General features: G+C 37.9%; 15 protein-coding genes. 11 read left to right on the forward strand and 4 right to left on the reverse strand.

The window, feature by feature from the left end; translation table 11 throughout:
- Window positions 1-3 precede the first annotated feature (3 nt).
- Genes BUB03_RS18920 through BUB03_RS18935 form a run of 4 tightly spaced genes read right to left on the reverse strand, consistent with a single transcriptional unit; the run spans window position 4 to window position 6,187 of the window.
- Window positions 4-435 carry a hotdog family protein gene (locus BUB03_RS18920; protein WP_073066103.1) on the reverse strand — a complete coding sequence of 144 codons (432 nt, stop codon included), beginning with the start codon at window positions 433-435 and terminating at the stop codon, window positions 4-6.
- Complete coding sequence (locus BUB03_RS18925; RefSeq protein WP_073066106.1) at window positions 435-1,574, reverse strand: dialkylresorcinol biosynthesis protein DarB; 1,140 nt, start codon at window positions 1,572-1,574, stop codon at window positions 435-437. Before BUB03_RS18925 ends, BUB03_RS18920 begins: the two co-directional genes overlap by 1 nt.
- Before the next feature lies 1 nt (window position 1,575).
- A complete protein-coding gene (locus tag BUB03_RS18930; protein ID WP_073066108.1) occupies window positions 1,576-2,490 on the reverse strand; it encodes a hypothetical protein in 915 nt (304 codons plus the stop codon).
- A 43-nt stretch (window positions 2,491-2,533) separates the two neighbouring features.
- Window positions 2,534-6,187 (reverse strand): MMPL family transporter, encoded by a 3,654-nt coding sequence (locus tag BUB03_RS18935; RefSeq protein WP_073066111.1) that lies wholly within the window; start codon window positions 6,185-6,187, stop codon window positions 2,534-2,536.
- Between the two features lie 328 nt (window positions 6,188-6,515).
- Between BUB03_RS18935 and BUB03_RS18940 the strand changes: the two genes are divergently transcribed.
- The 11 genes from BUB03_RS18940 to porG all read left to right on the forward strand — a co-directional run bounded on the left by BUB03_RS18940 (window position 6,516) and on the right by porG (window position 23,317).
- Window positions 6,516-7,655, forward strand: a complete 1,140-nt coding sequence (locus BUB03_RS18940) for an EpsG family protein (RefSeq protein WP_042280036.1) — start codon at window positions 6,516-6,518, stop codon at window positions 7,653-7,655.
- Window positions 7,656-7,948: 293 nt separating this feature from the next.
- The gene (locus BUB03_RS18945) at window positions 7,949-11,380 is read left to right on the forward strand and encodes a T9SS type A sorting domain-containing protein (RefSeq protein WP_139258929.1); all 3,432 of its coding nucleotides are present in this window, start codon (window positions 7,949-7,951) and stop codon (window positions 11,378-11,380) included.
- A 270-nt stretch (window positions 11,381-11,650) separates the two neighbouring features.
- Window positions 11,651-14,209: a type I DNA topoisomerase gene (topA, locus tag BUB03_RS18950; protein WP_073066113.1), complete on the forward strand. Its 2,559-nt coding sequence runs from the start codon at window positions 11,651-11,653 to the stop codon at window positions 14,207-14,209.
- Between the two features lie 157 nt (window positions 14,210-14,366).
- A complete protein-coding gene (locus tag BUB03_RS18955; protein ID WP_042280039.1) occupies window positions 14,367-15,434 on the forward strand; it encodes a formimidoylglutamase in 1,068 nt (355 codons plus the stop codon).
- Window positions 15,435-15,445: 11 nt separating this feature from the next.
- Complete coding sequence (locus tag BUB03_RS18960) at window positions 15,446-16,222, forward strand: SGNH/GDSL hydrolase family protein (RefSeq protein WP_073066116.1); 777 nt, start codon at window positions 15,446-15,448, stop codon at window positions 16,220-16,222.
- The gene (locus BUB03_RS18965) at window positions 16,219-17,205 is read left to right on the forward strand and encodes a glycosyltransferase family 2 protein (protein ID WP_073066120.1); all 987 of its coding nucleotides are present in this window, start codon (window positions 16,219-16,221) and stop codon (window positions 17,203-17,205) included. Before BUB03_RS18960 ends, BUB03_RS18965 begins: the two co-directional genes overlap by 4 nt.
- A gap of 113 nt (window positions 17,206-17,318) precedes the next feature.
- Complete coding sequence (locus BUB03_RS18970) at window positions 17,319-18,446, forward strand: glycosyltransferase family 4 protein (protein WP_040999442.1); 1,128 nt, start codon at window positions 17,319-17,321, stop codon at window positions 18,444-18,446.
- Between the two features lie 29 nt (window positions 18,447-18,475).
- The gene (locus BUB03_RS18975) at window positions 18,476-19,336 is read left to right on the forward strand and encodes a polysaccharide biosynthesis/export family protein (protein ID WP_040999444.1); all 861 of its coding nucleotides are present in this window, start codon (window positions 18,476-18,478) and stop codon (window positions 19,334-19,336) included.
- Between the two features lie 2 nt (window positions 19,337-19,338).
- Window positions 19,339-21,837: a polysaccharide biosynthesis tyrosine autokinase gene (locus BUB03_RS18980; RefSeq protein ID WP_073066123.1), complete on the forward strand. Its 2,499-nt coding sequence runs from the start codon at window positions 19,339-19,341 to the stop codon at window positions 21,835-21,837.
- Between the two features lie 83 nt (window positions 21,838-21,920).
- A complete protein-coding gene (locus tag BUB03_RS22295) occupies window positions 21,921-22,094 on the forward strand; it encodes a bacteriocin-like protein (RefSeq protein WP_407712616.1) in 174 nt (57 codons plus the stop codon).
- A 332-nt stretch (window positions 22,095-22,426) separates the two neighbouring features.
- On the forward strand, window positions 22,427-23,317 hold the full coding sequence (porG, locus tag BUB03_RS18985) for a type IX secretion system protein PorG (RefSeq protein ID WP_040999449.1): 891 nt from the start codon (window positions 22,427-22,429) through the stop codon (window positions 23,315-23,317).

Below are 23,317 nucleotides of genomic sequence, written 5' to 3' on the forward strand. Positions count from 1 at the left end.
AGTTTATTTTACGGCAGTTTTCATCTGAGATTTTGCAATGATCACGCCATTCAGTTTCGTGACGATGTCTACCAGGGTTACTCCCATTATTTCATTGAGGATCGTTACTTCCGATACCAAACGGTCTCCTGTCCTGGGTAAAGTTTCGGCTTCAAAAGATTTGATTGCTCCGATATATCCGGTAGGCGCATCTTTTCCTAGCAGGTAATATTTGTAGCCTGTGTGTAAAGCAACACTCTGTGCCTGGTGCTCAATAAGACCTGAAGCCTGAAATACGCCATCCTGAATAAAAATATTCTCTTCCCTGATTTCAAACCCTGATACAAGATGTTCATCAGAATATTCCGAAAGCTCATGAACCATGACAAACGGAAAACGCTGCGGAATAAGGCTTCCTACAAAATCCTGATCAGATGTCGGCAGTTGGTGTTTCATTAGCAAACAGTTAACAGGGCACAAGAGTAGGCAAATCTTCCACTTTCAGGAACACACAGGAGTACTTTTTTTCCTTTTTTCAAAGTTCCGGAATTCATTAATTCTTCCAGTGCGATGAAAATAGAACCGGCACCAATATTTCCAACCTCGGAAAGATTATAGAACCATTTCTCAGCAGGGAAATCCATGCCTTTTTTAGCAAACTCTTCTCTCAATCCGTCTTTAAAATAACCTGAAGAAATGTGAGCCAGAACATGGTCTATTTTCGCCGGGTCCAGATTGTGTTTGTCGAAAGAAGATCTTAAGCTTTCCGCTCCTTTTACAAGGATATATTTGTCCAGGATCTTTGTATCCTGCTTAATTGCAAAAATAGATTCTTTCAGCCATTCGTCAGAAGGGTAATCTGCCCATGATTTCAGGCTTCCATCTTCCTGCTTGTCGCATCCGGCATACATACAGGCTTCAATTTCGTGGGCATAAGAGTAAAAATCAATAAATTCTATTTTTAAAGAAATCTGATTTTCTCTTGGTTTATTTTCTAAAAGGAAGGCACCCGCACCGTCAGAAAGCATCCATCTGAGGAATTCTCTCTTGAAAGCAATGATAGGTCTTTCTTCCAGTAACTTTAAATTTTCCGCTTCATGGTTGAATTTATCTGCAGTCATCCAGGCAGACATTCTTTCAGAACCTGCACAAACGGCATTTTCCTGTACACCGGCCTTTACGGAAAGAAATCCGTAGTTCAGGGCATTCATTCCTGAGTTGCATAAGCCGGTAGCGGTATTAATTTCAATAGATTTCCCGATATTCAGCTCACCGTGAACCATAGAAGCGTGGGAAGGCTGCATCTGGTCCGGAGAAGTGGTTCCAACGGACAACAGCTTCATATCTTCCTTTTTGAAATTTTCATCGAATAATCCTTCTACAGCTTTTGCTGTCAGCTGTGCATTGGTATGGGTAGGATTTCCTTCTTTGTCTAAAGCATAATATCTTGTGGTGATCTTGTTATTTCTTAAAATCAGTGATTTTGCTTTAGAAGGAACCCCGTTGATCAGACCAAGATAAGTTTCCATTTCATCATTTGATACCGGGCTGTTGGGTAAATATGTTGATGCTTTTGTTATAAATACGTCGTACATTCTATTTTAAATTAATTCCTTGTAAATATGTTTTTTGTTTTTGTCTTTTAAACCAAAATATAGGGGTTGTCAGTAAGTGTAAAACTAAGACGACAGGTGAAATAATCCATATCGCGGCCATCAAATATACCTTAAAGAATTTTATCAGCAATGGACGCTTCTCTTTTTTCTTGATAATGAGGTTGGACCATACGGTAAAGATCTTGTTGCCTACTTTTTCCACTCTTACTAAAAAAGGACGGATCTCTACGGCGCCATTCTTTACCAGATCCGGCTGAAGACCGGATAGGTTTCCGCTGCTGAAATGTTTTTCTATAATATTTCCATATTTTACTGAGCCTGCAATTTCCTCATCCGAAATACCTGCTGCCGGCAACATACCGGATTTTTCTTTCTGTCCGGTGGTCAGCCAGCGTAAGATCGTCAGAACGCTTGTATAATTGTCATGCCTGTCTACCAAAGCAATATTCCCTACCAATTTTGCGCCAAGATTTTTTAAATAAACCTTCAGCTTCTCCTGGGAAAGCATCCACATGTTGCGGGTGCCTGAAATGGTAACCACATCGGTGTCTTTCATTATCTTTTCCGCGAAACCGCTTTTCAGGAAAGAAATGATAGGAATGGATGGGGTAAGGTACCAAACCTGGTATCCGAATAAGATGAGGTCATACTTCTTATTCAGGATCTCATCAGAAGGCGGAAAAATCTCTCTTGGGATCTGAAGATAAGATTCAGGGAAAGTGTTGAAGAAAACGTCTCCCGGCCATGGGAAAGGGAAGTCTTCTTTCAGCCTGATATTATAATAGGTAACATCGTATTCTTCCTTTCTGGCTTCGAAAGGGCGGGCCACATTCTTCACAATATCCTCCAGCTGGCCGGTTTGCGAATAGTAAATGATCAGTATGTTTTTTTTCATTAATATTCTTTAGCGGTTACAAAAATATGCTTTTCATATTTATTTAGTGTTTTTTGAATATTTTTATTGCCTGTGAACTGAATTTCTGCTGATAATCTGAATTTTTCAGTTCATAATGTGGTATGTTCAGCAGAATAATGGTCTCAGGAAGTTCCTTCAGCGTACCAATATCAAAATTTTTATCTGAAATCAGAAGGATGTCAATCTTTTTATTGATTTCCGGGATGCTGCTAATATAGTTCAGTTTTCTTCTTTTTACCAAATAGGTTTGTTGGGCTGTTGCCCTTCTTTCTTCATCTTTAATGAAAGAAAAAATTCTTCTTTCCGCCTGGTAAAGGGTGAGCAGGATATCCTTCTGTCCAGAATCATCTGCTAGGTGCAGAATTGATGCGTCTTTCGGGATATATTGGTTCAGTTCAAAGTAAACAGATTTGTTGGTGTTAAAATCATCTTTGACTTCTTTTACCACTTCACTGTCTTTGTAGAGGTAGCTTAAAAATAATTTTTTTCTGAAATAGTTCTCGTCCTCCAGTTTATTACGAAGTTCCGCAAATTGATCTCTGAAATAGGCATTGATCTTTTTCGTTCTTTCAGAATAGTTCTTTCCAAAGCTGACATCATCCTTACTGATCCTTTCCCCTACTTTTACGGTGATGCCCCCATCATAAATAATGAAGTCTCCTTTGGGCAGTACTTCGGAATTTCCGTGGATGTACAGCGGAAGAATATCCAGGCCGAACTCTTCAGCCAGATAAAATGCTCCTTTGTGGAATCTTTTGACGTCATTGGTATAAGAGCGTTCTGCTTCAGGAAAAACTACAAGAGAGTAGCCCTGGTCAATTTTTTCTTTCAGTTTTTCCATTCCGTTCTCTATTCCCTGAGAAACAGGGAAAAAGCCAAGCGCCTTTACCAGTCTTCCGAAAACCGGCGACTCGTATACCCAGTCGTTAACCAGGTAGATGATTTTATGAGTGACCATAGCAATGGCCAGCGTATCCAGGAAAGAAGTATGGTTGGCAATGATTACGGCAGGTCTGCTGAAATCTTCCGACGGATTTTTTATAACCCTTTTCTTTACAAATGGGTTGGTGTATAGTACTGATGTTAAAAATTTAGCTAAAATCAATTTAATGATATCTAATGTTTTTCCTTTTGATCTTTTGACGAACATACTTCCGATCAATGAAAAGACAAATCCTCCCAATCCATAATATAAAAAGGATAGAACGGATCTTAAAAATAACCCGAAGGTGATCGGGGAAAGTCCTTTTTTTGCCCTGTTTGTGATCAATAGTCTAAACCAGAAAGGATAAAGCGTTGAGGTGATAATGATTACGGAGAACATCCCGATTAAGGCAACTAATGCAAGTGAATGCAATGCCGGATGTTTGGCGAAGATCAAAGAACCGATAGACAGAACAGTAGTGAAAACGGCCAGAATAATAGACGTTCTGTAGGTTGGAAGCTCGTTTTTTCCTGTCGTATGCTCTTTCTGCATAGCTTTTGTCAGGAAAATACTGAAGTCATCTCCCACACCGAAAACCAGCGTACAGACTACGGTGCTGAAAATATTCAATTCTAATCCAAAGAAATACAGGATACCTGCTGTCACGATTCCTGTCAGTACAATAGGAAACATGGTAAGAACCGTAAGTTCAAAATTTCTAAAGAAAACAATGATGGTAAGGATGATGGCCAGAAGGGAATAATTAATGAGCGTTCCGAAATCTCTTTTCAGCAGTCCCAGGAAATTTTCATTCATCTGCTGGCGGTCAATGGCCAGGGCATTGTGGTTCTTTTCTACGTCTTTTATGAAAGCGTCTCTTTTCTTTTCATCCACTTTTACAACATTGGAAACCGTGTAAAATCCATTCTCACTGCTCAGGAATTCAGGGATCTGTAAGGCTTTGATCTTCTCATAGTCCTGAAGGCTTAAGGGGGTATAGGTTTTATTTAAAATTCCATTGAAATTATCAAATGCAGCACTGTTGAAACCAAACTGATTCCCACTGTTCACCAGTTCCGAAACTGTACGGCTTTTTTTATCCCCATCCCAGAATTGATTCCATACCTCGATCCTTTTTTTCTGATCTTTTTCTGAAAGTACAACGTTTCCAAGAGAATTGTAGCTCAGGATCTTTCCTTCCTGCTTTTCTTTCTCAAGGAAACTGCTGAGCCGGGTGTTTCTTGTCAGTGCCTTTTCTTCGGAATCTCCGTAGGAAATGGTATAAATGGATTTGGAGGTAATGTCGGAAAGCTTCTGGAGCTTAGCCTCACTTATCTTTAATTCTTTTGGAATATAATTCAGGTCGCCGATATCTTCATTGAATCCTACATGCCTGAAACCAAAAAGGCAGGCAACAATAATAATGGAACATCCTATAATAAGAGGCTTATTTTTCTCGTAAGGATAAGAACCGATCTTGTCAATAAAATTAGTGTTGTGCCTGTCCTCCTTCTCTTTGGGCTTGTAAAGTTGAGGAACGATGATTAACGCAGTAATGGAAGACAGAATAACTGTAATCGCTGCAAAAAGACCGAGATCTTTCAGTGCTTCGGAACGCACAAATACCAGACACAGGAAAGAAACGGCTGTCGTAGCGCTGCTCAGTACAATAGGCTGGGTGATTTCCTTGTAAAGTTCTTCAATATTGTTGTTGTGCTTGTAATGGGTGAGAATATGAAGGGCATAATCTATCGTAATCCCGATAAGGATTGCTCCCACACTCAAAGAAATAGCTGAGATTTTATCTTTTATAAAATAAAGAATTAAGAGAGCAAGCAATACTGAAAATACAGTCGGGAGAAATACGATAACCGGAGTGAAGAAATTCCTGAAATAGTAGATCAGCAGGATCAGCAGGACTGTCATAGAGATCATTACCGTATTCTGAATGTCTTTTTTGATCTGCTGAGCATTGGCTACGGCAATTACCGGAGAACCGAAATAGCTGAGTTCTGTTTTTCCTTTAAACTGCTTATTGATATCATCCTTTATCTGGTTGAGCTGATTCACAAAAGCTTCATTACCTTTGGTGTCGTTACTTTTATTTTTAGGATCAATGAAAAGCAAAAGGTTTTTTCCGTCTTTCGTGACGATATAGTTGTCTTCAAGCTTAAAATCTTTGCTGATGTTTAAGGCATTTAATTTTTTAATCCCTAAATAGGTAATTCCCAGCGGATCTTTTTTAATGAAATCTTTCGTTACAAGGCTTGTGGGGGAAACCAGGGAAACGTAATTGCTTTCTACCTGTTTTGATATGCTGTCTTTTTGCAGTTTCCTTTCAATTTCCCTATAATCGTTTTCATCAAGAAAAAGAGGCAGGTTCTGACTTACAAAATCAAATGTTTCAGAAATTTCACTGTCGTTCACCTTTCCCTGGACAGCTCCGATATACTTTTTTAAAGGTTCAATTTTTTGAAGAAAAGTATCTGCCGTTTCCGAAAGTAAAAAACCTTCCTCTTTGGATCTGTTCTCTATAATGACAATGATTTTATCTGAAAAATTCAGCTGTTTAAGAACTTTTGCCGTAAGATCGGATTTTTCATTTTTAGGGATAATCTGATTGATATCTTCCTCAAAATTAATTTTTGAAGCAAAAAATCCGCATATAACAGCTATTCCTAAAGCAATAATTACTGAAAGAATCCTGTTTTTAGAAATCAGATAATATAAAAATATAAAAAAACGATGCATTAGCGTATGGAATCAAGTCTGCAAATTTAATTTTTTCAGTATTAGTTCAAAACATTTCAGCTATAAGTTTTGTCTGAAAATCAACAAAATATTCTAGGCAGAATAAAAAAATATTCTACTTTTGCAAAAGTTCCCTCTTAAGATATATTTTAAACCCATATTTTATTAAAGAAATAAGAATCTGTTTTAGATATGTTGAAAAAAAATGATGAAAAAACAAACGGATTGCTATTTTGTAGTGGTATCCCTTTTCTGCTGTCTGCATTATCTATACAGATTGGCATCTTCCCGCTGTATGCTCAATTCATTAACATTCCATTAGATTAGCATGAGTATATTACATCCCTATTTCATCGTTGCGATTGTATATATGCTTTTCTTTAGTATACAGGAAGTTTTTGGTAGGAAAGTAGATAAAAAATGGTTCTGGTTTTTAGGGATCTATCTCATCATATTGGTAGGTTTCCGTGATAATGTGGGACCTGACTACGGAAGTTATAAAGGACTCTACATTTATTCCGATACGAAGAGCTACTACAGTATTTTCATGAAGATGCTCCATATGAAGGGGCCTGACCAGCTGGAAGTGGAGTGGCTGTATACCCTGATCAATAAGATATTGCTGAATGTCTTTAATGCCCCCTTTTACGTCCTTACCCTGGTTATTGCCATCTGTGCTATTTTCTTTAAGATAGAATATACGGAAGACAATACTTTTTATCCCTTTACCTTTACCCTTTTCATGTTCATCCCCTATTTCTTTGTTGGGGAAAGCGGACAGATCAGGCAGAATCTCGGGACGTTTATTGTTTATTTCGCGATACGGTACATCAAACAGCGGAAACTGTGGCATTACCTGTTCTTTATATTTCTGGCATCAGGAATACATACTGTGTGTTACCTGTTTCTTCCAATGTACTGGCTGGCCCGTGTTCCTTTAAACAAAACTATAATGCTCGTCCTGATCATTATCTCTGTATTTCTTTCACCGTTCGAGATATACCGTGTTTTTGGGAGCTTTTTGGATAGTATGGCTTCAGACAATATTCTGGTGAATGGCTTAAATGGATATATGTACGAATCTACAGAAAGGTTGAATGGCGGTTTCGGGATTCCTGAAGCTATGATGATGATCCTCACTTTCTTCCTGTTTACATTTGATACCAAAATGAAAGAAAAATATCCCTATTACGAATACCATAGAAACTATGCAGTTATCGGGATCTGTTTTTACTTTATTTTCAGGAATAATCCTGTATTCTCATCAAGACTTGTGGGAGCATTTGTCGGATTTTCTTATGTTTTGATCCCCAATACCATGTATGTGGTTTCAAGTGGAGTGAAGAAGATGATTTATGCCTTTATTATTGCACTTGTTATCTTTAACTTTGTGGTGTTCTCTTCTTTCATAAATATTAAAGTAGGTAGATTTACCATTGAACTTTATAAAAACCATATTCTCCCTTAAAATAATTTATTACAACTATATAATATTTGACAAAGACAGCCCTGGAGCTGTCTTTTTTTATGGCTTTCCGGTATTGTTACATTTCTAATTGAGCTGAATCATAAGAAATTTTAACAAAAAAAATTACTTTTGTGTGAAAAGTAGAAATTGCTGTTTCTGTATCTATAATCTTTTAATCGTTTGTTATTGTCAATTTAATTAATGTATAATTTTATTATTTATAATATTAATTGGTTATTTATAGCAAGGGCTTAAAAGTTGTATTTCCTGTAATAGTACACAAGCTTAAGGATATGAAAAATTTAGTTAAAAATTTTGCGGCAATTTTTTGCCTAGTGTCGATATGTACCTATTCCAAGAATAGGATAGAAGTAAAAAAGATCTTTCCGGGCACCTATACTGGTAAATCAGTACCTGCAGGAAGGGATAGTCTGACGAAACCCAATAATCAAATTTTAGCAGTCCCCGACTGGACAAAAGCCCCCAACAGTTATATTTTTGATCCCAGGCAGGAGAGTGAAGGCTTATTGATTCCCGTAAAAAAAGCATATGCTATGTGGAAAGACGACAGCTACCTCAAGAATGAGGGGATTCCTTCCGGAAAAATGTCAGCCGATGTCCTGTGGGAGGATACCCATGGTCTTATCAAATCCGGACCCGGATACTCGCTGGAAGTCATGAGTACCAATGAAAATGCCAAAATAAGGGTTCCCATCAACAAAGCTAAGAAAGGAAATGCTGTTATCGCCCTGAAGGTGAACGGTGAAGTATATTGGAGCTGGCATATATGGGTAACAGATGATCCTTCCAACGGCTCCAAATATAAAAGCTTTGATAATGTCACAAGAATGAGAGCGGATGGAACAGTTGAGGTGATTCCTGATTCCGATTGGGGCTGGATGGACCGTAATCTTGGAGCTTTAAGCAGCTCCATTACCTCGTCAGATTGGAATAGAAGCAGCGGCCTCCTGTATCAATGGGGCAGGAAAGATCCTATCCCGCCGTTAGTGACAAGGGGAAATGATTTCTATGAAGTTTCAGGATCTATAGGAAGAGTAAGGCATAGGGGAGCCAAGAACCTGACCGGTGCTGTAAATATTGATAACCTTACGAAATATGTTCTCTTTTCAAATGCTGAAGTAACCAATAATATCAGACTTTCCATTAAGAATCCGCTTAGCCTGATCTACGTAAACAAAGATGATAACAGCGGCCAGGCGTACTATAATAACAACCTTAATCTTCAGGTTAACTGGTTCGGACGTTCAACAGTGCTGCCTGATAACAGGCTTTCGGAGCTTAATCTTTGGTCAGATAATTCCCAGGGACTCATCAGCACAGGATATAACAATGATGCCAGTGCAAGGCCTTATAGAAGTAAATCATCTTACGATCCATGCCCGAATGGATGGAGAATGCCGTCAATGCTTGTCGCCAACCTGGCTTCTCAGACTTATGTGGATGATATAAGGCTCGATTTTTCCCCTTTCGGCGTCAGAACCAACCTGGCAAAAAATGTTTTCGAAACCAATAAATACCATATTATAAAGCCTACTGATAATGGCGTTCCGTCTTTCATGACCGGATTTAAGGTTTATCCTAATTTAGGTTTTGATCTCTCTAATGCAGGAGGAAATGATATGGGTATTTTTCCCGGAACCGGACAGCTGATAAGGGCTGCTCATCAGGGGCAGTATACCGATCAGCACCATGTTGCTTTGTGGACTGCAACTATGACCCGACACTTTGATTCTTCTCCGGCAGTAACTACAAGAGGTCTTTATATGATTCCCGATAAAGGCCAGCCGGACGTACCCGATCCTAATTATCCCAATATCAAAGGGAGGTATTTTTACATGCCTATGTCAGGAATGTATACTTCCGAGGCCAATGGATGCAGATGTATTAAAGATCCTCTTTATATTGTAGACAACTATGATTTCCCTTCAGAATATCTTGATCCTCCTGCAGAATACAGGGAAGGTATCAATAATCCCAATACGTATCAGGATGTAAAAAAATCGACTCTTTTTACTGTAGAGATTCCTGTGAGCAAAGCTTTCTCGGTACAGAGCCAGCTTTTAAATAATCAGGATATATTGGCTCCTGCGAATTTTAACAGTCTAAAAGCAAATGTCCTCTGGACTACCAATACGGCTCTGATTAACAGGATATCCGTGATTAATCCTTCTCCTAATTCACTTCAAAGCCTCAGTGATTCAAAAATTTCAGTGGACATCAATCCAAATCAAAGTGGAAATGCCGTTGTAACCCTGCATAACGGAAGTATTACCGCTCCTGTATATTGGAGCTGGCACATCTGGATCACCGACTCTCCTCTTGGATCCTATACCTATAAAACGGAACTTCCGGTGTCCGAAGCTGTGAACTATATAAATTATGTAAATAAAGCTGATGTCATACTTCAGACAGAATTTATGGACCGTAACCTTGGAGCGGTAGATGCATTTCCGATCGTTGCCAATGCCCTTACGCCTACTTCTGCTGAGCTTGCCAAAATACGCGCCTCTACAGGAATGCATTATCAGTGGGGAAGAAAAGACCCGATTCCAACATTCCAGCATGCAGATAACAGAGCCTCATTTAGTATATTTTTAGGGACAGCATCAGCAAACGGAACAGTTGCCTATACTACTTTAACGTATGCTGCCTATAATAATATGTCCGGAAACTATATAGTGCCCTATAATACTTACGCGGCATCTGTTGCACAGGGTACAGATAAACCGGCAGATAAAATAGCAAAAGTACTGTCTTATTCCGTGAAAAACCCTTTAACGTATATGATTCCAAGCACTTTTGCTCCTTATAACAGCAGTATGCCTAATTATACCAATGGAACAGACTGGCTTGCCAATGAACCCAACCTCGCTCCTGACCGATGGGGAAGAGGCGGTGAAAAATCTCCTTTTGACCCATGTCCGGAAGGTTGGAGGATCCCGGATCTTAGCAATGTAGCCTTGATTTCTAACCAGGATTTTGGACAGTCACCATGGTATAAAAAAGATAAGAATGTAGCTACATTTTATAGTGTAAGTACAGACTATTCGGGGTATAGAGTTAGAAACCCGTCTACAACCTCCACTATAGGCTATATGCTGATAGGGCCATCTTATGTGGTTGGAAACTATCCGGATTCCGGGACGCGGGGGTACAGAAATGTGATAGCCAATCAGACCCCTACAGGGACATTTAATAATGTCAATTTCCAGTATCCTGCAGTATGGACAGCAGGTTTAGCTTCGAATTATCTGGGAAGATCAGTGAATGTAATGTTTGATGCAGCGTCTACGGCCAACCGTTTTATTGCCTTTAATGATAATAATGATCCGTATTTTGCAACAAGCTGCAGATGCGTAAGAATAAAATATGATGCTCAGGGAAATGAGGAAGGTCCTATTCCAAGATTGCCTGTTACAGCTCTGGCTTCAGGGAAAGCAGCTACGCCTTTCAGCAGTGCTGAGGTTGCAGAAAAAGTAAATAAGAACAAAATCTCTTTATTTCCAAATCCGGTAAAGGATATTCTGTACATCAATACCCAGGAAAAAGACGGTTATTACTACCAGATTTATAATGCATCCGGCCAGTTGGTCAGATCCGGAAAATTTGAGAATGGTAAAACAGACGTATCCTCACTCAGTTCAGGAGTATATTTGGTGAGGATTAATAACGCAGAAGAAATTGTGAAAATTATCAAACAATAAATTAAAAAATAGTAGATAAAGCAGAATAGGGTTTCCTGTTCTGCTTTTTTATGGGTTTTATATGTTTTACATCTATCACCATTGGTGAAAAATTCTATATCATCCGTCTCATGTAAGCCGGATTTTACGCTAAAGCATACTCTCTAAAGGACTTGATATGTTTAAGAATGCCCTCAGGAACGCCTATTAAACCCATCTAAAAATCAAATTAAACCGTTTTAACAAAATGTATATAATAAAAAAGCTTTACTTTTGCAAAAAATTTTTAGAATGTCGAAAAATTTAGTAATCGTAGAGTCACCGGCAAAAGCAAAAACTATTCAGAAATATTTAGGGAAGGATTTTGAAGTGAAATCGAGTTTCGGACACATCCGTGATCTTCCAAAAAAAGGAATGGGAATAGACCTTGCCACATTCAGTCCAGATTACGAAGTTTCGGCTGATAAAAAGAAGCTGGTAACAGAATTGAAAGCAGCCGTAAAGAAAGCTGAAATGGTATGGCTGGCTTCCGATGAAGACCGCGAAGGAGAAGCTATTGCATGGCACCTTGCGGACGAATTGAAGTTAAAGCCTGAAAGCAGAAAAAGGATTGTTTTCCACGAGATTACTAAAAATGCCATTCTAAAAGCCATTGAAAACCCAAGAGATATCGATCAGAACCTTGTGAATGCCCAGCAGGCAAGAAGAGTTCTGGACAGGATCGTAGGTTTCGAAATGTCTCCGGTGCTCTGGAAAAAAGTAAAACCGGGTCTTTCTGCAGGAAGAGTGCAGTCGGTAGCGGTAAGATTAATTGTAGAAAGAGAAAAAGAGATCCGTGAATTTGTTCCGAAAGCAAGCTTTAAGCTGGACGGTATTTTCTTAAATAAAACCGAGCAGGAGATTGCCGCCAGGCTTAAAAAAGACTTCGAAAAAGAAGAAGACGCAGAAAAATTCCTGGAAAAAGCAAAAACTACAGAATTTAAAGTTCTGAATGTTGAAACAAAACCCGGAACACGTTCTGCTTCTGCGCCGTTTACTACATCTACCCTGCAGCAGGAAGCCTCTTCCAGATTAGGATACAATGTAACCAACACCATGCGTCTTGCACAGAGACTGTATGAAGAAGGGTATATTACCTATATGAGAACGGACTCGGTAAACCTTTCGCAGGAAGCAATTGAAGGAGCAAAAAAACAAATCGTTTCAGAATACGGAGCAGAATACTCATCACCAAGAAATTACACCACGAAATCTGCTTCTGCACAGGAAGCTCACGAAGCGATCCGCCCGACTGATTTTGCGGTAAAAAGCATAGGTGATGCCCAATTAAACAGATTATATCAGCTAATATACAGAAGAACACTGGCTTCTCAGATGGCTAATGCCAAAATTGAGAAAACCGTAATTGAAATAGGAAATGCCTCATTGCCCCAGCATTTTGAAGCCCAGGGAGAGGTAATCATCTTTGATGGTTTCTTAAAAGCCTACGGGATTGTAAAAACAGAAGACGATGATGAGGAAAACAATGAAAAGCTTCTGCCTAAAGTAAGTGTTGGTGAGATTTTAAGCTATAAAAAAATTACTGCTTCGGAAAAATTTACCAGACCGAGTGCAAGATATACGGAAGCAGGTTTGGTAAAGAAGCTTGAAGAACTGGGAATTGGACGTCCGTCTACTTATGCACCGACGATCCAGACCATCCAGAACAGGGAATATGTGGACAAAAGAGAGATCGATCCTCAAACCCGTGAGGTGGTGAAAATGTCCCTTACAAAAGACAAGATCAAAAAAGAAGTCCTTGAAGAAAAATTCGGGGGTGATAAAAATAAATTTGTACCTACAGACATCGGTGAAGTCGTAAATGACTTCCTGACGGATAATTTCAAAGAAATCCTTGATTATGGATTTACTGCCAGAGTGGAAGAAAGCTTTGACGAAATTGCCAACGGAGATCAGAAGTGGAAAGAAATGATGACCAATTTCTACTCAAAATTCCATCCGAGAATTGAAGATGTAGAAGAAAATGCAGACAGAGCCACCGGAGACAGGCTTCTTGGAGTAGATCCCAAAACCGGTAAAAACGTTCATGCAAGAATCGGAAGATTCGGAGCCATGATCCAGATCGGTGAAACGGAAGATGAGGAAAAACCGATTTTCGCATCATTAATGGCAGGTCAGAATATTGCAACAATCTCTTTAGCAGAGGCTCTTGAGCTTTTCAAACTGCCATTTGAGCTTGAGGCATTTGAGGGACAGCCGGTTTCAGTAGGAGTAGGAAGATTCGGGCCTTATGTAAAATGGGGCGAAACCTTTATCAGCATTCCGAAAGGAGAAGATCCGCTTTCTGTTAATCAGGCGCGTGCAGAAGAGATTATCAACGAGAAGAAAAAAGCAGATGCACCGATCGCAACGTATAAAGGAGACCCTGTAACGAAAGGAACAGGAAGATTCGGGCCGTTCATCAAATACAAAGATATTTTTGTGAATGTTCCGAAAAAATATAATTTCGACAACCTTTCCCAAAGCGACATTAATGAACTGATTGATGCCAAGCTTGAAAAAGAAGCCAACCGATACATCCAGCAGTGGGAAAAAGAGAAAATCTCTATTGAAAACGGAAGATGGGGCCCATTTGTAAAGTTCGGGAAAGCCATGTTCAAGATCCCTAAGAAAAAAGATGATACGAAATATGAAGCTGAAGATCTGAAAGAAGTATCTCTTGATGAGGTTAAAAAATGGATCACCGATCAGGATAAAAATGCTTTTGCAGAGAAAAAGAAACCGGCAGCCAAAAAACCTGCCGCTAAAAAAACAACCGCTGCAAAAAAGACAGTGGCCAAGAAAAAGTAATAGGAAAATAACTATATAAAGCCGTTAACATAAGTGTTGACGGCTTTTTTTATCAATAAAAATACCGCAGTTTATCAACTTGCTGTGGTTTTTTTGTATGTTTGTTTAATAAAGATATTTGTTAAATTAACCTATTCTCAAGTTCTCAGATTAAAATATGGATTTTGAAGATTTTATTATTTCACCAAGGAATTTCAAAGCGGAAAGCTGGCAGATTGGCAGCAGAATCACGAAAGATATAAAGGAAGACAGCATTGTTCTTCTTTTTGTTTCAGATTACAGAGGTGCGGGCGGTGATGCGGAAGTACAGGACTTTACAGCGGTGAGAAAAGAATTTTATAAACTTTCACAACTGGATTTTGAAGTTCCTGTCGTAGATCTTGGGGATCTGGTTTCCGGAAAATCTGTTCAGGATTCACACTACATCCTGCAGGAAGTTCTGTCGGCATGCCATTACAAGAGAGCTCTTCCGGTCATTATTGGGGGATCCAATGATTTTGCCTTTTCATTATTCTCAACACTGAATTTTCATAAGCAAAATATCAACTATACCCAGATCAGCAATATTATTTCCCTGCAGCAGGGCGAAACAATTAACGAGCACACCTTTTTGGGGAAAATACTCGGTTCCAAAAATTTTTCCATCAAGAATTATCACCATCTGGGTTATCAGAAACATTTGAACGAAACAGATTCGGTAAGACTGATCAAAGAGGTGCAGTTTGATATTGTGCGTCTGGCGGAAATGATGAATTCCACGGAAAAGACAGAACCGTTTTTCAGAAAAGCAGATCTGGTTACCCTAAACTGTGATGCTATTGAAAGTTTCAGTGAGCCATTTTCGATGAATCCTCAGGTCAATGGACTGAACAGGAGAGAAATATGTGCCTATATGAAAGAAATAGGGCTGAGTGAGAATTTAAAATCCGTAGGAATTTTTAATTATAATATTTACTCCGAAAGCCAGCTAAATCACCAACTTCTTGCACAAATGCTCTGGTACCTCATTGAAGGGATCAATATCCAGCGGTCTCACCCGAAAGAAAGGCATTACGAGCTGTTCTATGTTTTGATTGATGATGAACAATATGCTTTCAAAAGGGATACTTTCAGTAATCTCTGGTATTTTGGAGAAGATGAAAACATAGAAAACTGTATTCCATGTTCTAAAAAAGATTTTGAAGAAGCAAAAAGAGGAACGCTTAATCCCAGGCTGACTTTTTAAGTACACATAAGATGAAAAAAAAATTATTAATAAGTATTGTTCTGTTAGCCGGAGTATTCTGCTTCGTGTATTTCTGGAATAAATATTCCTATGCCGGCGAGAAAGATTATTTTTCTTCCCGTACAAAACCGGAAAACGGTTTGCAAATCGGTATTATTGGCGACAGTTGGGTGGTAAGGCAGAATCTGGATTCACTTTTACAGAAAAAGCTTTTGGATAAAGGAATACAGTCACAGATTTATTCTTCGGGAAATCCTGGTGCTAAAACCAAAAAGATTTATGAAAACCTCTTTAAAGATGACACTGAAGAATTTTCCTCCAAAAAAATCATAGAAAAAAAGCCGGATTACTGCATCGTCATTGCCGGAGTGAATGATGCTGCCACCCATGTTGGCCCCGGATTTTATACCCATCATATGGTGATGATCATTAAAACACTTCTGCATTATAACATCAGGCCGGTTATAGTTTCCCTTCCGGAATTTGGCGTTGAAGAAGATTTTAAAAATAAAAATATAATCAGCAGCCTCAGTAACAGAGGGGCTGAATTGGTTTTGAATGAAGGCAATCAATTTAAAATACCCGAATACAGGAATGCCCTGTCCGAAGAATTAAAAAACGATGGCCTCGATAAAAAGGTGATCATGCTCAATTTTGATGAAGTAAGCCCTGATTACGATAAAGACCGGGGTTTATATGCAGATCCTCTTCATTTGAATAAGCAGGGATATCAGAAATTCAGCGAATTTCTGGCCAACGGAATTGTTAATTTAGAAGGAAGAAAATGATGGTTTCAGTTATAGTTCCCGTTTATAACGTAGAAAATTATCTGGCGAAATGCCTGGATTCCCTGGTTGGCCAAACTCTTCAGGATATTGAGATTGTAGTTGTTGATGACGGCAGCAAAGACCGTTCGGGACTTATTATTAAAGAGTATGCAAAGAATTTTCCTGAGAAGATAAAAGCTTTTTCCAAAGAGAACGGTGGTTTAAGTGATGCCAGAAATTTTGGGATAGAAAGAGCTTCAGGGACGTATATAGGTTTTGTAGACAGTGACGACTACGTTACGGAGACCATGTTCGAAGAAATGTTGCAGCTGGCAGAAAAACATCAGGCTAAAATGGTTATCTGCAATATTCAAAAGGTAGATCAGTACGGGAAAATAACCCAAAAGCTGACGCAGATTCCCAATATGCCTGAAAAGATAGAACTGGAAGATCATTTCTCTGTTTTTTCGGATCTCAGCTACTTTGCCTGTAACAAGTTGTTTAAAAAAGAGCTTTTCGAACATAGAAAATTTAAAAAAGGAGTTCATTTTGAAGATATTCAGCTGATACCACAGTTGCTTTTGGAATGTAAAGCTTTGGCCCAGACCCAGAACTTTCACTATCAGTACCTGGAACGTACGGATTCTATTACAAAAACCCATACGGAAAAAGGCCTTGATATCCTGAAAGCAGTAAAGGATGTGGAAGCCGCATTTGAAAAATCGGGATATTCCCACAAAAGAAAAGAGCTTAAAAATTTCCAGATTTTTGAAGGGGTATATTCTTTTCTGGCTTACTTGGCTTTTGTAAAAGACAGCGGTATATTTTATAAAATGGATGCTGAACTGGCCGTTTTTATGGAAGAAAGGAAAATAAAAATTCGAGATATATTAAACTATAATCGTTTTGGTAAGAATTATCTTTTATCTTTGCCGATGAAAAAAAAGATTTTTTATCTGCTGTTTTTTGCCGGACAAAAGAAGTTGATAAGAAGATTGTTATAACACAAATGATAAGTACAATTATTTAAGTCATTATATAAAACATTGACAGATAGCTTTTTATAAAGTGTTTTGATGTTTTTTAGGAATGTTGATGATGTGCTTAATAAAAAAAAATGAAGAATTTTGAATTGTTCTTAAGCGAATCAGGAATTTCTATTTTTTACGTGAAAATAGGATTAGGCTTTCTATTCTCTTTTTTAATTACTTTTTTCTCCATCCCTACCATCATTAAAATATCCAGAAGAAAAAATCTTATGGATGAACCTGGTATAAGGAGTTCTCACCTCAGAAAAATCCCTAATCTCGGAGGGATTGCCATCTTTTATTCAATAGGAATCTGTGCATCCATCTTTGCCTATGAGCTTTTTGATTTGTACAAATTTTTATTTGCTTCGTTAATTATTCTTCTTTACATCGGAGTAATGGATGATATTGTTGTAATGAGAGCTTATAAAAAACTGGTGGCACAGATCATCGTATCTTCACTGGTGGTAATAGGTTCCGATATCAGGATCAGAAGCTTATTTGGGATATTCGGGATTTATGAAATGGGCTACTTCATAAGTGTTTTATTTAGCATCATCACTTTTATTATTCTGATCAATGCATTCAATCTGATTGATGGAATAGACGGACTGGCAGGAGGATACTCAGTGATCTGCAGCGGTCTTTTCGGGATAAGCTATTACCGCCTGGGAGAATATAATTATCCGCTTGTGGTTCTTTCCGTTATTATCATAGGAACTGTTCTTGCATTTTTATACTATAACCTATCCAACTACAGGACGAACAAAATATTTATGGGAGATACGGGATCTATGCTTCTGGGATTTCTTCTGGCATTTACCTGCATCTGTTTTATTGATATTTTTATAGACAAAGAGCTTCCCAACGTTCCAAGATATCACCTTCAGTCTGCACCGGTAATAGCGGTTGCTATTCTTATTTTACCGATTGTGGACACATTAAATGTAATCATTATCAGGCTGTGCAATAAAAAATCACCTTTTGACGCAGATAAAAACCATATCCATCACAAGCTGCTGAAACTAAACCTTACCCACAGAAGGTCTACCTTTTATATTATTGTGTATTACCTGATGATTGTTATTGTGGCTTATTATTTAAGACATATCAATATCAATCTCCTTTTAATGATAATTATTTTCTTAGGTTTTTTTGGAGCCTATTTACCGGATCTTATTTATCATTTACGAAATAATAAGAAAATAAGAATTTAATTTTTACTTTTGCAAATAACATCCCAAATATGATGAAGAATTTGAAATATTTATTTTTATTACTGCCCTTTTTTATGACTTCCTGCATCACCAAAAAAGATGTAAGGTATTTACAGCCTAGCGAAAGCCTTGTAATCAATGAAGAAGGACTTATTCCCTACAATATTCCCACCTACAGAATTACCAAGAATGATATTCTTAATCTTAATATTGTAACTACACCTAAGGGAGACGCGGCCCAGTTTTATTCATCTTTTAATACCTCCGGAGGATCTGGAGGAGGAGGTGCTGCTAATCCCGCTATGGCAGGAGGTAATACTGGAGGTTCTGCAATGGGAGGGAACATGAATTTCTATTTTAACGGTCTGAAAGTAGACTCTAAAGGAGATATCAACGTATTTGGTATAGGATATATTAAAGCGGAAGGAAGAACACTGGAAGATATTACCCAGGAGCTTCAGGAAAAAGTAAACGAAAACTTCCAGGAAGGAAAAGCAGAAGTAAGACTGAATACAGACGGAATTACCTACTACATTCTTGGAGACGTAGAAACAACAGGTCTTTCCGGAGAAAAAGTAGCTCACAAAAATACATTGACTATTACAGAGGCATTAGCTATTAACGGTGGTTTAAACAGAACTGTTGACCGTACCAATATTGTTATCCACAGAAAATTGCCGGAAGGAATAAAAGTAGCAAAGCTAGACCTTACCCGCGAAGATATTATGAATTCCCCGTACTATTATGTACAGAACGGTGACGAAATCTATTTGAATACCAGAGGAAAAAGCTTAAACGGATTTGGAAAAGATCCTATACAGACTTTAACAACTGGGGTATCGGTGATTACTACAGCATTATCAATTTATCTGCTTCTTAAAAACCTTTAACCATGATTCCAGACAAAGACACCACCATAGGGAAAAACGAACCCCAGAAGGAAAAGTATGGATCGTTTGCATTATTTGATATCGAACATTTCCTGAGAAGAATACTCAGAAACTGGTACTGGTTTGTATTCATGCTGTTTATCGGCTATATTATTTCATGGGTATACAGTAAGTATTATGCACAGAACATTTATGCATCGGATCTCTCTCTGAGTATCTCCAATAATACATCCAGTTATTTTACGCCCAACCAGTCTATCAACTTTATCTGGGGACAGAGCGGAAACCAGGATGGAGTTTATCTTAAAAAAATGCTGTTATCCAGATCTCATAACGAGTTTCTGGTAAAAGAACTGGATCTTTTTGTTAATTATTCTACCAAAGGTCTTATCAAATCAACCTATATTGATAAAACCGATTCACCGGTTTTTCTTCAGATTGATAAAAAACACCTTCAGCAGGTTAATTATCCTATTACCCTTATTCCAAAAGGTGGAGATTCTTATGAAGTGATTCTTCCGGAAGAAGGGCAGTCTACCAGTTTGTACAGTTATGAATCAGAAGGATTTCAGTCTATTAGCGGATATAGCAGACCTGCCAATAAGGTTATAAGAATCAACGAATGGTATAATTCTCCCAATCTGCGTTTCAGACTGATCAAGAATACCACGACTCCTAATATAAAGGTTAATAATATTGTTGTAAATCTTAACACTGTTAATCAGAGTGTTAATGATATTGTTTCTACCATAGGAGTAGAATTTGATAAAGAGATTGCAACCATTATGATCATCTCCAAAAAAGGGTTCAATCTTAACAGTACGGTGAACTTCCTGAATAAATCAGTAGCCGAACTTCAGAAAAAAAGACTGGCGGATAAAAACATTGTCAATAAGAATACAGACCTTTATCTGCAAACCAACATAGACGGTATCCGTAAAAAACTGGATTCAAGTGCAGCAGTTCTGAACTATCTCAAAACTTCAGAAAAACTGTATAATATCAAAGACAGAGACGAAAAATCTTTAGACAAAATAAAAGAACTTGAGGCAAAGAAAGCTGATATCTTAAGCAAAATCAGTTCCCTGAATAATATTAAAAATACCCTTCAGGCGCAGAATTTTGATAAAATGATCAGCACGAATGCGGCCGGCTTTGAAGATGGCTTCTTTACTGCTTCTGTTACAGAACTTAAAGCCTTATATATAAAAAGAAGAGAAATGGCAACCATCTACAAGCCAAACTCTGAGCCTATGAAAGAGATAGACAGGCTTATTAATGAGGCTAAAATGGGTTCATCGGGCGCTTTGGGAAATTATTATACAAAATATTATGACGAAATCAATAAAATAGACCGTCAGGTAGCCGAAGCCAATGCCGATCTTACCTCATATCCTGAAAAAGAAAGAAAATACCTTGATGCAGAAAGGGGGTATAGCATGATTGAAGCTACCTATAACAGCCTTTTGGGAAGACAGAATGAAGCACAGCTGAAAGTAGCTACCAACCAATCCGATATTACAGTAATAGACCCTGCCAAGAATTTGGGTCAGGCTCCGATTGGTCCTAACGTAAAAGCAATAAAATCGGCAATTATGTTTGGTCTGCTACTGTTTCCATTATTGTTCATCCTGATTGGTGAAGCATTGGATAACAAAATCCGAAACATCAAAGAACTCCTGAGTGCAACAAAGATTCCGCTTCTTGGGGTCATCGGAAACAATACCAACGAGAATATGCTTACCGTTTTGGAGCAGCCTAAATCATCAGTGTCAGAAGCATTCAGAGGAATTAGAGCTAATATGAGATTCCTGATGGAGAACAGCAGGGAAGACGGTAAAGGAAAAATAATTTTGATAACTTCCTCCGTTGGTGGTGAAGGAAAAACGTATATTTCCATTAACCTGGCCTCAGTAATCGGTTTGAGTGATAAAAAAACAATCCTTCTGGGGATGGACCTTAGAAAACCTAAGATCTTCGGGGATTTTAAAATTGATAATAAATACGGGATCTCCAATTATCTGACCGGAGAAGTAGAAATAGATCAGATTATTAATAAAACCAGGATTCCTGGCCTTGATGTAGCTACTTCCGGACCAATTCCGCCAAACCCTTCAGAGCTTTTAATGAGCGGCAGAAATATCAAGTTCCTTGAAGAGTTGAAGGAAAAATATGATTTCATTATCATCGACTCGCCTCCGGTAGGTTTGGTTGCGGACTCCTATGAACTGATGAAGTATTCCGATGCTAATATCTATGTCGTTCGTCATGAATACACAGAAAAATATATGCTGAAGATGATAACTGAGAAATACCACAACCATGAGGTTGATCATTTAGGGCTTATCTATAATGATTACAATAAAAAGCAGGGATATGGCTATGGTTACGGTTATGGATACGGATATGGCTACGGATATTTTGATGAAGACAAAAACTATAAAGAACCGCTCCTGATCAGAATACGCAATAAAGTACGGGCAATATTTAACAGGAAATAGTATATTCTTATTAAATACTATCTTCAACATTTGGTGATATATGTTATTTTTTTATATATTGCAAAAGAATTAAATAAAATAACATGAAAAATCTAAAAAAACTGTCAAAAAACGATTTAAAAATGATTAATGGAGGGAAGCAGTTGCAGCCACTTACAACGCACTGTTTTAGTAATGCAGGATGCCCTTCAGGACAAATTTGTGTTACTTGCTCTGGCCCGGATTGCGGCAGCTTAGGTAGCGGAATTTGCATCTAATACAATTATTCTTGAAAACAGTGATTAACAGTTTTTATTTATATTGAAACCAAATACTGTTCAAATTTCACTGGTTTGATTTTTTAAGATCAGGATAATTTTCAGGAAAATTAAATAAAGCCCTCACCAATGAGGGTTTTTTTTATGTTGTGAGTTACTTATATTGTATAAATAGTATATAAAGAAATATTTTTGGCACTTTGCCGTTTACTTTATAACAAATTATGTTTTTTTGTTTATTTTTAACTAAACATTAAGGATATCTTTAATATAAAAATGTTTTATATTTGCAAAAATTAAATTTTAAAATAACCATAAATCCATATTCTTTTATGAATAAAAAATTATTGTTTAGCTTTATTGCCTTCCTGGGAATGGTAAGTGTTAAAGCACAAAGAAACGAATTGGGAGTTCGTTTGGGTATGAGTAACCTAGTTGGGGACATCGGAAGGACCAATTATATTTTACAAAAGCCGTTGGATTTAGACAGAATGTCAGACTGGGGGTTCCCGTTTTATGGAGGTTTATTATATAGATTTAATTTTAACCCGCACCAGACCGTTAGATTGGATTTAGGATATAACCAGATTCAGTTTAGTGATAAAGCTGCAAAAGAAGAATATAGAGTAAATAGAAACTCATACGGAAAAAACAATGTATACGAAGCAAGTTTGATGTTTGAATACAATCTTTTCCCTGTAAACAATGAACAGGTAAGCATGGTGAGCCCTTATATCTTTGGTGGTATAGGTGCTTTGATGTTTGATGCCCCTAAAGCTGATCTTGTACATGATTTTAGAAGAGATGCAGACGGTGTGGCACAGGCTCCGCTTAATGAACTTGACTTTACAAGTACTCCTGTATATACATTAGGAAAAAAAGTAACCATGCATATCCCTTTTGGGGTAGGTTTAAAATACAAGTTCAATCATAATTGGGCTATATTTGCAGAAGCTACATTCAGATATACACTGACAGATCAGCTGGACCACAGCCGACTGCTTTCAAAAGATCTGACTTCTAGCTATAATGGAGATATCTTAGATCCTGCTACCGGTGGCTCGCTGCTGCAGTCAGGGAATTATTATGCAGTCTCTAAAGAAAGAGAGCAGGAGCTGCTTAACAAAAGAAATATAGGGGACGAGAGGTCTAAGGACTGGATGAATACTTTTAGTTTAGGATTGACCTATTCATTCGGAAGACCTCCGTGTTATTGTGATTAA

The organism is Chryseobacterium oranimense (assembly GCF_900129755.1).
GTDB classification, from domain to species: Bacteria; Bacteroidota; Bacteroidia; order Flavobacteriales; family Weeksellaceae; genus Chryseobacterium; species Chryseobacterium oranimense.